At 55.0% G+C, this 13,372-nt stretch carries 10 protein-coding genes; 5 read left to right on the top strand and 5 right to left on the bottom strand.

All coding sequences use genetic code 11. The features are described 5' to 3' along the window. Positions 1-208 precede the first annotated feature (208 nt). The 3 genes from choV to RMR21_RS10660 form a co-directional block, all read right to left on the bottom strand. Positions 209-1,255, bottom strand: coding sequence for a choline ABC transporter ATP-binding protein (choV, locus tag RMR21_RS10670; RefSeq protein ID WP_498667996.1), 1,047 nt, complete (start codon positions 1,253-1,255; stop codon positions 209-211). Then, a complete protein-coding gene (choW, locus tag RMR21_RS10665; RefSeq protein ID WP_498667995.1) occupies positions 1,252-2,103 on the bottom strand; it encodes a choline ABC transporter permease subunit in 852 nt (283 codons plus the stop codon). Before choW ends, choV begins: the two co-directional genes overlap by 4 nt. An 89-nt stretch (positions 2,104-2,192) precedes the next feature. After that, a complete protein-coding gene (locus RMR21_RS10660) occupies positions 2,193-3,101 on the bottom strand; it encodes a choline ABC transporter substrate-binding protein (RefSeq protein ID WP_498670137.1) in 909 nt (302 codons plus the stop codon). Positions 3,102-3,375: 274 nt separating this feature from the next. Between RMR21_RS10660 and RMR21_RS10655 the strand changes: the two genes are divergently transcribed. From RMR21_RS10655 to RMR21_RS10645, 3 genes are all read left to right on the top strand, one after another. Beyond that, on the top strand, positions 3,376-3,957 hold the full coding sequence (locus RMR21_RS10655) for a thymidine kinase (protein ID WP_498667994.1): 582 nt from the start codon (positions 3,376-3,378) through the stop codon (positions 3,955-3,957). A gap of 102 nt (positions 3,958-4,059) precedes the next feature. After that, a complete protein-coding gene (locus tag RMR21_RS10650) occupies positions 4,060-5,076 on the top strand; it encodes a hypothetical protein (RefSeq protein ID WP_498667993.1) in 1,017 nt (338 codons plus the stop codon). A gap of 223 nt (positions 5,077-5,299) precedes the next feature. Then, positions 5,300-6,454 (top strand): DUF2333 family protein, encoded by a 1,155-nt coding sequence (locus tag RMR21_RS10645; RefSeq protein WP_498667992.1) that lies wholly within the window; start codon positions 5,300-5,302, stop codon positions 6,452-6,454. A gap of 44 nt (positions 6,455-6,498) precedes the next feature. Here RMR21_RS10645 and RMR21_RS10640 read toward each other — a convergent pair whose 3' ends face one another. Further along, entirely contained in the window at positions 6,499-7,215 is a 717-nt protein-coding gene (locus tag RMR21_RS10640; protein ID WP_498667991.1) for a helix-turn-helix transcriptional regulator, read from the bottom strand. Positions 7,216-7,724: 509 nt separating this feature from the next. On the opposite strand from RMR21_RS10640, the gene RMR21_RS10635 reads away from it, so the two are divergent. Beyond that, the gene (locus RMR21_RS10635) at positions 7,725-9,971 is read left to right on the top strand and encodes a TonB-dependent hemoglobin/transferrin/lactoferrin family receptor (protein ID WP_498667990.1); all 2,247 of its coding nucleotides are present in this window, start codon (positions 7,725-7,727) and stop codon (positions 9,969-9,971) included. Positions 9,972-10,025: 54 nt separating this feature from the next. Here RMR21_RS10635 and RMR21_RS10630 read toward each other — a convergent pair whose 3' ends face one another. After that, entirely contained in the window at positions 10,026-10,874 is an 849-nt protein-coding gene (locus tag RMR21_RS10630) for an extensin-like domain-containing protein (protein ID WP_498667989.1), read from the bottom strand. A gap of 265 nt (positions 10,875-11,139) precedes the next feature. Between RMR21_RS10630 and RMR21_RS10625 the strand changes: the two genes are divergently transcribed. Continuing rightward, the gene (locus tag RMR21_RS10625; protein WP_498667988.1) at positions 11,140-13,329 is read left to right on the top strand and encodes an anthranilate synthase; all 2,190 of its coding nucleotides are present in this window, start codon (positions 11,140-11,142) and stop codon (positions 13,327-13,329) included. Positions 13,330-13,372 lie beyond the last annotated feature (43 nt).

Here is a 13,372-nt window from a genome sequence, read left to right as displayed (position 1 = left end):
GCCTCCAAAATGGGCATTTCAAATGTCACTCGTTTAATCAGCTGCTTCACGATTGCAGCCTGAGCCGTGAAGGGCAGGGGGGCGATGTTGGCGTGTAGTTAGAGCGTTTCCATTGAACAAGAAAGCGCTCTAGGGTGCTTTTCGACCTCAGTCACCTCAAAGGAGAGGCCGGGCTGCGATGCAGACCTTGCGCACCGCAGCCAGCTTTCTATCGTCGTCTGTGAGTGGTCAGCCCGCGAATGATATCGTCTGCGGAAATGGTTCCGACGATCGATCCGTGATCGACGATCCCGATTTCGCCGGGCTGCTTTGCCATGGCATCCAGAATATCAACCAGAGGGGAGGTGGGCCGCGCTGTGCCGGATACGGGGAGACCCGCCTTGTGTGCGCTGACGCCCGGTCGCATCACGTCGGCCGCCGTCAGCATGGATATCGGGTTCATGTTTTGCACGAAATCCGAAACATACTGGTTTGATGGGTTCTTAACGATTTCCCTTGGCGTGCCGCACTGGATGATATGGCCACCATCCATCATGGCAATGCGATTGCCGATGCGGAATGCTTCATCCAGATCGTGGCTAACGAACAGAATGGTTTTCTTCAATCGACTTTGGAATTCCAGCAGTTCGTCCTGGAGGCGGCTGCGGATGAGTGGGTCGAGCGCGGAAAACGGCTCATCCATCAACAGGATGGGTGCACCGGTAGCAAAGGCTCTGGCAAGACCCACACGCTGTTGCATGCCGCCGGAGAGTTCACCCACCTTGCGGTTTGCCCATTCGGATAGATTGACGAGCTCCAACTGTTCCAGCACGCGTTGCTTTCGCTCTTTCTCCGAAACGCCCGCCAGCTCAAGGCCGAACCCGACATTGTCCGCGACATTGCGCCACGGTAACAGCCCGAACTGCTGAAACACCATCGATACCGTGTTGGTGCGAAGTTCCCGCAATGCCTTCGTCGATGCTTTGTAAGGGTCGAGATATCCGGACGGCGTTTTCACGCTGACATTGCCCCGCACGACAGGCGCAAGCCGGTTGACCGCACGGAGGAGCGTCGATTTTCCGGAGCCTGAAAGTCCCATCAGAACCAGAATTTCTCCCTCCTTCACGGTCAGGGACGCATTGGCCACGCCAAGCACATGGCCTGTCTCCTCCTTGATCTCCGTGCGGGTTTTGCCAGCGTCGATCAGGGGCAGGGCTTCTGATGGACTGTCGCCGAAGATGATATCGACGTTTTCGAATATAATCGCGTCACTCATACTTCATCCTCCGAGCCCGGCAGACGGAACAGTCGGTCGAGAATGATCGCCACAACGACGATACAAAGTCCGGCCTCAAACCCCATGGCGATATTGACGGTGTTGAGTGCGCGCACCACCGGAACACCCAAGCCGTTTGCGCCGACCAGTGCGGATATGACGACCATGGATAGTGCCAACATGATCGTCTGGGTTAGACCCGCCATGATCTGTGGTGTGGCATATGGCAGCTCCACTTTGCGCAGTACCTGACTTGGCGTCGCACCAAAGGCAACCGCAGCTTCGACCAATGCTGGTGGCGTGGAGATGATGCCGAGCCGGGTCAGGCGGATCGGTGCGGGCAGGGCGAAAATCACCGTTGCAATCAATCCCGGCACCATTCCAAGACCGAACAGGACAAGGGCCGGGATGAGATAGACGAATGTCGGAATTGTCTGCATGAGGTCGAGTGCTGGACGCATGAAGGCGTAGACCCATTTGCGCCGTGCAGCGACGATTCCAAGCGGAATGCCGACGATCATACAGACGATGCTGGCAGCAATAACGAGCGCGAGTGTCTCTGTTGTCGCTTTCCAGTAGCCCAGATTGATGATCAGCAGCAGCCCGAGTGCCGTAAACAACGGCATTCCGATGGAGCGGCGCATCCACGCAGACAGTGCCGTCAGCACGGCGACGATAATGAGAGGATGCGGTGCCTGAAGCACGAAAAGAAAAGCGTCGATGACGCTCTCGAAAATGAAGGATAACCAATCAAAGAAAAAAGAAAGATTTCCGGTCAGCCAATCGACTGCTTCCTTGGCATATCGACCGATCGGTAAACGGTTTTGAGAAGCGCTGAGCCATTCCACGGTAAGATGGGACCTTTCGTGAACGGAGTCATGATTGTCTTCCGACCGTGATCAGGTCGGAAGACAGGTTCAAATGCGAGATAAAGCCCCTAGAGGCCGATCGTTTTCTTCGCGGCAGTCAGGGCATCCTCGCTGCCATCTTTTGTCTTTACGCCTGCAAGCCATGGCTCAATAGCGGTCGGGTTGGCCTTCAGCCAATCCGTCGCGGCAGCTTCCGCTTCCATACCGTCATTAAGGATCTTGCCCATGATCTCGTTTTCCATGGGAAGCGTGAATTGCAGGTTTTTCAAGAGAGCGCCAATATTGGGGCATTCCTGAACGTAACCCGCGCGCGTGTTGGTGTAGATCGTCGCGCCACCGAGATTCGGGCCGAACACGTCGTCACCGCCGGTCAAATAGGTCAACTTGAAATTGGAGTTCATCGGGTGGGGTTCCCAACCGAGGAAGACGATGGGCTCGCCGGATTTTTCAGCGCGCGCCACCTGCGACAGCATGCCCTGTTCAGAGGATTCAACGACCTGAAAATCTTTGAGGCCGAAGGTATCCTTTTCGACCATGCCGAGGATGAGGCGATTGCCATCATTGCCGGGCTCAATACCGTAGATCTTGCCACTCAACTCGTCGCTATGGGCGGCGACATCCTTGAAATCCTTGATGCCGAGTTCGGCACCCTTGGTGTTGGTTGCAAGCGTGTATTTGGCACCGGTCAGGTTCTCGCGAACGGTTTCCACCGACTTGTCGTCACGGTAAGCCTTGATGTCGCCTTCCATTGTCGGCATCCAGTTGCCGAGGAAAACGTCGATATCCTTGTTTTTCATCGAGGTGTAGGTCACGGGCACGGAAAGGATTTTGACGTCTGTCTCATAGCCGAGGCTTTTGAGAATGACCGAGGCGGTTGCCGTCGTCGCCGTGATGTCCGTCCAGCCCACATCCGAGAAGCGGACAGTGCCGCAGCTTGCCGGTTCGGCGGCAGAGGCGGCGGTGGTGAAGAGTGCCATTGCAGAAACTGCTGCGGCGCGTGCCAGACAGCGGCGATTTTTTGCAAGCATTGCTTACTCCCTCTTTTTTAAACTTCGCGCCCATTATGAATATCTAGCGCAGACAATCAACTCATGCGCGTTTGCGTGCATTGCACAACGGTTTGCGACACCTCTTCGATTTCTAGAATGGTTGAAGACTTTCGACCAAGGAAAGCTGTGTTTTTTGTCATGCGGCTCTTGCCCTTGGCCCGGCCCAAGCTGCAAAAGACGCCAGAACCGACCGGAGGGCATGATGGCCAAGCTCTATTTCAATTATGCGGCAATGAATGCTGGCAAGTCGACGATGCTTTTGCAGGCATCCTATAATTACCGCGAGCGTGGTATGCGCACGCTGATCTTTACCGCAGCTTTCGATAATCGCGCCGGTGTTGGTAAGGTCGCCTCACGTATTGGCCTCTCTTCCGACGCTCTCGTTTTTGATGATAGCACCGACATTCTTGCGCAGGTCACGCAGTTGCATGCTCAAGAGCCGGTCGCCTGCGTCTTTGTCGATGAGGCTAATTTTCTGTCGGAACACCACGTTTGGCAACTGGCCACGATTGCTGATACGCTAGGCGTTCCGGTTATGGCTTACGGCCTGCGGACCGATTTCCAGGGCAAGCTGTTTCCCGCCTCCAGAGAGCTGTTGGCCATTGCCGACGAGTTGCGAGAAATTCGCACGATCTGCCACTGTGGACGCAAAGCATCCATGGTGGCGCGTTTCGATTCCGATGGCAAGGTGGTCAAGGAAGGCGCGCAGATCGATGTTGGCGGCAATGAGAAATACGTTTCCTTCTGTCGTCGCCACTGGGTCGAAGCAGTCAAGGGCGGGTAACCCTTTCAGTGCACGCGATCTCTTCTGCTGCTTTGAGAAAAGGCTACGCATATTTATATGTGTGGCCTTTTCGCTACCAATCGATTCGGGGGACAATTTCGCATGGCGAAAACGCCGTCTTTTACCGCTAGAACCGAAAGGCTGCGTGCCAAGGCGCAGACGGTGCAGGAACTCTGTGCGCAACTGGCAAACGCGCTCGGTATTCCCTTCGATGAAACGCCGAAAACTGCTTTCGAAGCTGAAACGCAGGAGCTTGCCGAGCTTCGAGACTTGGTACGAGCGCTTGACGCTGATCTTCTGGAGGTCGTCTCCGGTTTGGGAGCGTCCACTCAAGCGGCTTACACAGCTTTTGATAAAGTGGATGAAGTTTCATGGCGTAACCGAGTTTTTGGTTTTTTCACCAAGCGCAACCCCACGTCGTTCAAAGTCCTGCGCTTGAAAAAGCTCATCGTTGCGGAGACGGTGAAGACTATTCTTCTTCAGGCTGCTGCTATCCATGATGTGCTTCAGGGCGGTAAGGATGCCGCAGCATCAGTGGTGGTAAGCGTTGAACCGGAACTCGTTGCCAGCATGGAAACGCGGCGCGTCATCGCGTCCAAGATGGATGATGCGCGCCAGCGCGACAAAAGTCTGGTGGCATCGCTTGCGACGCTGAACCGAAAGATCCAAGATGCCAGTGACGTGACGCGGATTTCGCAGTTGAGAGATGAAGAGGCGAGGGTTTCTGCAGAGCGCGAGACGGTGTTGGAGCAACGCGACACGCTGCGCAAAATGCACGATGTTCTGGATCGGCAGGCAGTTCTTCTCGGAGATATGATTGATCTCCAAAATAACGCGATTGCTCTGCATACGCTGTTGCTCAACAAGGTCAATGTCGAGGCTGAGCGGTGCATACAGCTTTATAACGCAGCCTTTGGATCGCTCGACCCGCTTCTGGTAGAGGCAAAACCGTCTGTTCAGGCGGATGTTTCCACACCGATGTCATTTGCTGTCTTTCAGGACCTGCTGACACTGCATTCCCAAGGCGCCGTTACGATGCAGGATATTGATCGGCGAAAGGGACGGGTTGATGAAGCGCTTGCGCAGCGCGCTGGAAGCGTCTCCGCCGCCGACGTGTAGGCTCGTCTTCGTAAAAACGTGGCCCATCCGTTGTATCGTCTGCAACGGCAACCATATGTGAGTGACATCAGGTCTCGAAGGGGATCCGAAAATCCTGTTTCGGGTGAAGCGGTCTGGTCCGTAAAGATGCAGAACGACGGCGATACAGATCTGTTATTTTGAGGCAAAGTGCCAGAAAGATCGAAGCCGGTCTTCCGGTCGTTGCGCTAGGGAGATTTGAACGATGCTCGATCCGATTATCGCGTTTTTCAAGCGCGCGTTCACAGCGTTCGGAAGAGGTGTCTCCATCGTGATCGCCGGGCTTTTGTGGCCTTTTCGTGCGGCCAATGGCTGGTACTCTGACCGGGCACTGATGGTGAAGGCACCGATTGCAGCTGCGCTGGTCATTCTGGTTGGTCTTTACGGCTACTTCTTCTGGCAGACTCAGGTCTGGACGAACTTCAATCCTGATTACGTAGCGAATTACAAATTTGGCGAACGCAAGGAAAGCGCCGGTCAGGAATTACCAGCGCAGACCCCCGAGGCTCCGGCTGCAGGCGCCACAGCAGCAGCTGTTCCTGCCAAGAGCTGCCAACGCTCGGCCATCGTCGATGTCGCGGCAGATCTGATTGACTACAATGTCGATCAGAACGCCTGGATCTCATCCATGCTGCTCTATCGTGTCGGGCTGTTCGGGATGGATTGGGACAGTACGCCGTTTCTGGACAACAAGGCTTCCTTCCAGCGGGGTGTCAATCAGGCCGTGCGTCGCACCTCCGTGGAACTGGTGGATTCGCTTGGTCGCGTTCGCGGAACATCGGGTGTCGATGGCGATTTGCAAAGCGCACGAGGCAATCTCCAGTTCGATGAGTATTCCTGGTATTTCGGCTTGAACCCCTTCGGCCCGAAAACCCCAAGTCCAAGTTACTACCGTTCCGCCGCCGAGAGCTTGAGAAAGTTCAACGCCAATCTGTCGCTGTGCAATTCCGTTTTCGACGGTCGTGCTGACAACCTCATCCAGTTTGTCGATCGCATTGCCAACGATATCGGTGGCACATCTGCTATTCTGCGGGAACGCTCGGAAAACTATAATGGCGGCTGGTTCGATACGCGTGCTGATGACCGCTTCTGGTTCGCATATGGGCAGCTCTACGGCTACTACGGCATTTTGTCTGCTGCTGGTGCAGACTTCTCACAGGTCATTCGCGAGCGGAACCTGACAAGTTTGTGGAACGACACATTGCTGCAAACCCGCGCTGCTCTGCGCATTCAGCCGATGATTATTTCCAACGGTGATGAGAGCGGCTGGATCATGCCTTCGCATCTGGCAACTATGGGCTTTTACGTGCTGAGAGTGCGTTCCAACTTGGTAGAACTCCGGTCTGTTCTGGACCGATAATCGCCTTGATACGACTGGCGCCTCAAACGAGGGGCGCCAGTTGATCAGTTGATGAGTTTCAGGCGAATGGCTTTCGCGACGAGCTGTGTTCGGTTCACGCAATCCAGTTTGCGGATGGCATTGTTCAAATAGGCGTTGATCGTATGGTCGGAGAGCGACAGGATCTGGCCAATCTCGGCGGATGTCTTGCCCTGCGAAGTCCAGCGGATGACTTCGAGTTCGCGCTTGGTCAAACTGCGCGGTGCAACCATTTCGGCACGGCGCATCCGGTCGTAGACGTCGAAAGCATGAAGCGCAATCATGCCGATCTCGTTGAATGTTCCCTGGTCGGGTTCAGACCGATCTCCATCGAATCGTAGAATGTGACGATCGCCGCTGAACGCGTTGATTGGTATCATCACACCGTTCACGATGCCGAACTGGCGCATCAGATCGCTCATGGGCTTTGGGTAACACTCGCTACTGGAATCGTCATCCAAAGACCAGTATTGTGGCATCAGAGAGTCTGCAACCCTCAGTAAAACCGGGCAATATTGCAGAAATACGTGCTGATCGAACTCACGCACGAAGCGCACGGGTATCGTGCTTTCGATCACGACGCCAGCAAGCAGAATTTCATCAGGCTTCGGAACTCGCATCAATGTAGCGTGTGTGTACCCGAATTCCACCGCAACGGTCTGAAGGACCTGGAGCCACTGGGGTCGGCTTTCCGCAGCAGATATCTGTTTGCTCAGCAAAGGCTGCCGTTCGATTGTGATCATAAGCATTTTCGTTCGAGGACACAAGATATGTTAACGGTAACAAATATACGAAAAACCTTCAAATGCCACTCTTAATATTTGGTTTTATTCCTGTTTCCTAACTTTTATTTTAAATATTTCAATTCAAATGGTTGCATGTGATTTCAAGAAATTTATCAGCGGGCATAAAAATCGCCAAAATAGCTCTGTGACGGCCAGTTGGATCATGGTTTTTCAGATATTTCTCGCAGCTTCGTGTGGTTTTTCCAGAAATGCAGGTGAGAAACAGGAAATCCATTTTTATCCATGGTGTAAAAGCTTAACAAGACATTGTAACATTTTTGCAACTAAGCGCCTTGAGCACAAAGATGAGTCATTGAATCATATTTTAATTGTTGACACTAAAACTCATGTTTCATATTGCTCGATTGCGGCAGAGCCGTAAAAATTAGGGGTATTTTATCGGGTCACTTCGCGACAGCGCGTCACGCTGCCGCGTGCTTTCGTGTGCCCGAATTCAGGGGTGAATGATGACGAATGGGCTTTCCAAATCCGCTTTGCTTCTCAGCACGGCGATGGTTCTTCTTTCCGTTAGTTCGGTCAATGCACAGCAGGCCTCGGATCAGAGCGATGCCAATGGCGCGACAGTGCTGGAGCGAATTGTTGTCAAGGGCAAGCGGGTTAAGGCAGGAGATGCCGCTGGCGACACGCCATTGGCAAGCACGACAGGCGCCACCGAAATCCGTCAGAAAGACATCGGCAGCCTGAAGGATCTTGGCAAGACGACCGAAGCGGGTGTCGACTTCGTCAATTCCAAGCCTGGCAAGCCTGGCGGCCTTTTCATTCGAGGATTGGGTGGCGCGCGTGTCACGACGCTGATCGACGGCATCCCCGTTCCGTTTTTCGAGAACTTCGCCCGTCAAGGGCAGGCAACGACAACGCTGAGCAACACCAGTTCCAGCTTCGATTTCTCGTCGCTGTCGTCCATCGATGTGGTTCGCGGTGCCGATTCCAGCCGGGTTGGTTCTGGCGCTTTGGGTGGCGCGCTGGTGCTGCGCACCCTGGAGGCTGACGATCTCATGACTGGCGACAAGGACTGGGGCGGGGTTGCCAAAACAACCTATGACGGTGAGGACAAAAGCATCGGCGGTTCGGTCGCTGTTGCCAAGAAGATAGAGAACACGTCCGTTCTGTTCCAGGGATCTTACAAACGCGGGAACGAAGCGGATAATCGCGGAAGCGCCGATATTTACGGCACCCGTCGCACGACACCCAATCCGGCCGATACCTACGAGAGCAACCTCATGTTCAAGGTCAGGCAGGATTTGGAAGGCGGACACAGCATCGGGTTGACGGCAGAGCGGTTTTCACTGCGCACGAGAACCGACCTCAAAACCCTGCAGGGCACCAGTGTTTCCGGCTCCACTTACCGGATCGACGATTATGATGGCCATGAGGACACTGAACGCGACCGCGTATCTCTTGATTACAAGTACGAAGCACCATCGACGGATAGCGTCATCGACGCGGCCGATCTGTCCCTTTACTGGACGCGTCTCGACAAGGTGTCCGGCGCTGGCGACCGTTTGACCAACAACTCGCTCTATATCCGTGAAGACAATATGAGAGATAGTCGCTTCGGGCTCGTTGGAGGTCTTGAATCCGGGTTCGACCTCGGTGGCATCAACCACACCGTTCGGTTTGGCGGTAACGCCTGGACGTCTGATTTCACCGACTCCGTTTACATCAATACGGGCGGATCATCTTCCGCGTCCCAGTCCGATATGCCGGATGTCAGCGGGCAAAGTCTCGGCCTTTATTTCGAAGATGAGCTAGCGTTCGGTAGCAGCGGCTTCAAGCTGACGCCCGGCATACGGTTCGATGCCTATGATTACGATCCGGATGGATCTGTTTCGACCAACAGCGGATACAATACGTTCGGTTTGCCCTCGGGCAACAATGGCTCCCGCTTTTCTCCGAAGCTTCTGGCCACCTATGACCTGACGCCAGAGGTTCAGCTCTTTGCCCAATGGGCCATGGCGTACCGCGCACCGACCGTCAACGAACTCTATCTGAACTTCTCCAACATCAGCTCCGGCTATGCTGTTATCGGCAATTCGTCTCTAGACCCTGAAACCAGTAACGGCTTTGAAATCGGTGGCCGATACGACGATGGCGATCTTTCGAGCAGCGTGACGCTGTTTCATAACAAATATAAAAACTTCATCGAACAGGTCACGACGACGACAACTCTTTTCCCCGGTTTTGGTGGTCGAGGCAATGGTTCGCTCTTCACCTATCAAAATCGGGAGAACGTTGAGATATCTGGCGTAGAAGCAAAGGTCCGCAAGGATTTGGCGAATGGCTTTTTCGCGCATGCCTCGCTTGCTTACGCATATGGCAAAGACACGGATACCAACGAATTCATCCGCACGGTTGCACCGTTCAAATCCATCGTTGGCGTTGGCTACGCTCAGGAAACCTGGGGGTCGGAGTTTACCGGCATCTTTTCGTCGCACATGCGTGATGACGCAACTGCGAGCACCTTCGATGCGCCGGGTTATGGCATCTTCAACCTGACCGGCTGGTGGGAGCCAGAACAGACAAAGGGTCTGCGTATTCAAGCCGGTGTTTATAATCTCTTCGATCGCAAATATTGGAATGCAGTCGGCGTTAGAGACATCAACCCGAACACGGTTTCTAGCGTAAACCAGCCCGCCGATTTCTATTCCGAGCCGGGTCGTTCGTTCAAGATTTCTCTTACGCAGACATTCTGATCGGACTTTTAATAAAGAAACAAAAGGCGGGGCTGTGGCTCCGCTTTTTGACGTTTATCGGCAATACAGATAGCCGCCCTTGCGCTCCAGAACGTCCAGATGCAGGTGGTCCTGGTGGGTGGCGTCGCTGCCGGGGGAAAGCACGGTACGGAAGAACAGGCAGGCCGCAGTGGTAATGGTGCGCTGAAAAGCACCTTCCATGGTGCCGTCTTCTCCGCGCGGTTTCATCACGAGCGGTTCGCCCTTGTCAAAGGTCATAGTCGCAATGTCGACGGCGCTGCCTTTGGCGTGTTCGGAAATCTTGCCTTTTTCGGCACTGTTGCGGTTTCGGCAAACGTAGGTGGATGCGTTGCCGAAAGCGGTGACGCTCTTGCCTGGGAGCGCGATTTTTGCAGTTGGCACCACAACGTTCTTGGTCCAGCGCGAGAGTGCAAGGGCCGCTTCGCAACGCATCGTGCCCTCTGGCTCCAGCTTGATGCCGGGAATGACGGTGGACAGTTCCAATGGAGATGCGATGCCACATCCGTCCTCTTCACCCTTGATCGGCGCGAGTTCCTTGAACTCGGCACCGAGCTCTTTCAATTCCGCGAGGCAGGCTTTCAGCTCTTCGGGATTTTCTGCCTTTACCGGATCGCGAGGAGGCTCTTCCGGCTTTTTCTCCTCCTCTTTCTTGCTGTCGTCAGGTTTTGCGACTGGTTCAGGTTTTTCCTCTGGTTTTGGCACCGCATTTTCTGCAGAAGGAGGAGCGGGTTTCTCTTCTTCTTTTTTCTTGTCTGCCGACTGAGGTGCGGGCGTCGTGTCCTGCTGCGCGGGCTTAGGCTGAGGTACCGGCACATCTTGCGGCGGTTGTGCGGCGGAGATCAGCAGCGCGCTGGCTGCGAGTATCATGAGACGATGAAGCATGTGACCGGTCGTTCCCCATTGCGGCTCACCCACAACGTTTCAACATGCTTTCGGTTCAAATCCCCTTGCCAATAGGCGCGGTTGACGCTAACAATTTTTGTCATGAACACACGGTCGAAGAACATTGCAATCTGGTGGTGGGGCAGCTTAACGCGGCCTTGAGCACCCATGTCCTTAGACTAAGTCCAAGCCGCCCGAATTTTCAGGCGGCTTTTTTGTTGTTATGCCGCCTGTCATCGGGCTTTAGAAACGGGAAGCAGAATAGATGGTAACGATTATTCAGGATGACGGGTCTGAAACATACGAGACCAGAGGCGGTGTTAAAGTCACGCGCCAGCGTCGCGCTGCCGATTATGCAACGGCCATCGATAGCTACGTGGCCGGTCTCGATGAACGTCGTGGCGCCGTGTTTTCGTCCAACTACGAATATCCCGGCCGTTACACCCGTTGGGACACGGCCATTATTGATCCGCCGCTCGGCATTTCCTGTTTCGGCCGTACGATGTGGATCGAAGCCTACAACGGTCGTGGTGAGGCGCTGCTCTCGCTCATTACGGAGAAGCTGAAGGCTACGCCGGATCTGACGCTTGGGTCGTCCACATCGAGGCGTCTGGACCTCGTCGTCAATGAGCCGGACCGTGTCTTCACCGAGGAAGAACGCTCTAAAATCCCGACGGTTTTTACGGCTCTGCGGGCAATCGTCGATCTCTTCCACTCCAGCGCGGATGCGGCCATCGGCCTATTTGGTGCTTTCGGTTATGACTTGGCCTTCCAGTTTGACGCCATCAAGCTCTCGCTGGAGCGCCCGGAAGACCAGCGCGATATGGTGCTGTTTCTGCCGGACGAAATCCTTGTCGTCGATCACCATCAGGCAAAGGCTTGGATCGACCGTTATGATTTCGAAAAGGATGGCGTGACCACGCATGGCCAATCGCAGGACATCGTGCCGGAGCCGTTCGTCAAGACCGACACCATCCCGCCGCGCGGTGATCATCACCCTGGCGAATATTCGCAGTTGGTGACGAAAGCCAAGGAAAGCTTTCGCCGCGGTGATCTGTTTGAAGTCGTGCCTGGTCAGAAGTTCATGGAACGCTGCGACAGCAATCCATCGGCCATTTCGCGTCGGCTGAAAGCCATCAATCCATCGCCTTACTCCTTCTTCATCAATCTCGGCCATCAGGAGTATCTGGTAGGTGCATCGCCGGAAATGTTCGTGCGCGTGTCCGGTCGTCGCATCGAGACGTGCCCGATTTCCGGCACCATCAAGCGTGGCGAAGACCCGATCGCCGATAGCGAGCAGATCCTCAAACTGCTGAATTCCAAGAAGGACGAGTCCGAACTGACCATGTGTTCGGATGTGGACCGCAACGACAAGAGCCGCGTGTGCGAGCCTGGCTCGGTCAAGGTCATCGGTCGTCGCCAGATCGAGATGTATTCGCGGCTCATTCACACCGTCGACCACATTGAGGGCCGCCTGCGTGACGACATGGATGCGTTCGACGGCTTTCTGTCCCACGCATGGGCCGTGACCGTGACAGGCGCGCCGAAACTGTGGGCCATGCGTTTTATCGAGGCTCACGAAAAAAGCTCTCGCGTCTGGTATGGCGGTGCCATCGGTATGGTTGGTTTCAACGGCGACATGAACACCGGCATGACGTTGCGCACCATCCGCATCAAGGATGGTATTGCGGAGGTGCGGGCAGGGGCAACGTTGCTCAATGATTCCAACCCGCAGGAAGAGGAAGCCGAAACCGAACTGAAGGCATCTGCCATGATTGCAGCCATCCGTGACGCGAAAGCCCAGAACTCTGCGGCAACGCAGCGGGATTCTGCCAAGGTCGGGACCGGCGTGAATATCCTGCTGGTCGATCACGAAGACAGCTTCGTGCACACGCTCGCCAACTATTTCCGCCAGACCGGTGCCACGGTTTCGACCGTGCGTTCGCCGGTCGCTGCCGAAGTGTTCGACCGTTTGCAGCCGGATCTCGTGGTTCTGTCTCCAGGTCCGGGCAACCCCAGCGATTTCGATTGCAAGGCAACAATCAAGGCCGCGCGTTCGCGTGATCTGCCGATCTTCGGCGTCTGCCTTGGGCTGCAGGCGCTGGCGGAAGCCTACGGCGGCGAGCTTCGCCATCTCGCCATCCCGATGCATGGCAAACCATCGCGCATTCGCGTGCTGGAACCCGGCCTCGTCTTCTCTGGATTGGGCAAAGAAGTCACCGTTGGCCGTTACCACTCGATCTTTGCCGATCCGACGACGCTTCACCGCGATTTCATCATCACGGCGGAAAGCGAAGATGGCACGATCATGGGCATCGAACATTCCAAGGATCCTGTGGCTGCCGTACAGTTCCACCCGGAATCGATCATGACACTGGGCGGCGACGCGGGTATGCGGATGATCGAAAACGTGGTCACGCATTTGGTGCGCAAGGCGAAAACCAAAGCGGCCTAACGTGCGTAAAGACTAACAGCGGCGTCACAGGATGCCGCTGTTT

Source organism: Agrobacterium sp. rho-8.1, assembly GCF_033957725.1.
GTDB lineage: Bacteria > Pseudomonadota > Alphaproteobacteria > Rhizobiales > Rhizobiaceae > Agrobacterium.
The sequence above is the reverse complement of the archived record's forward strand: the minus strand, read 5'-3'. Positions and strand labels throughout refer to the sequence as shown.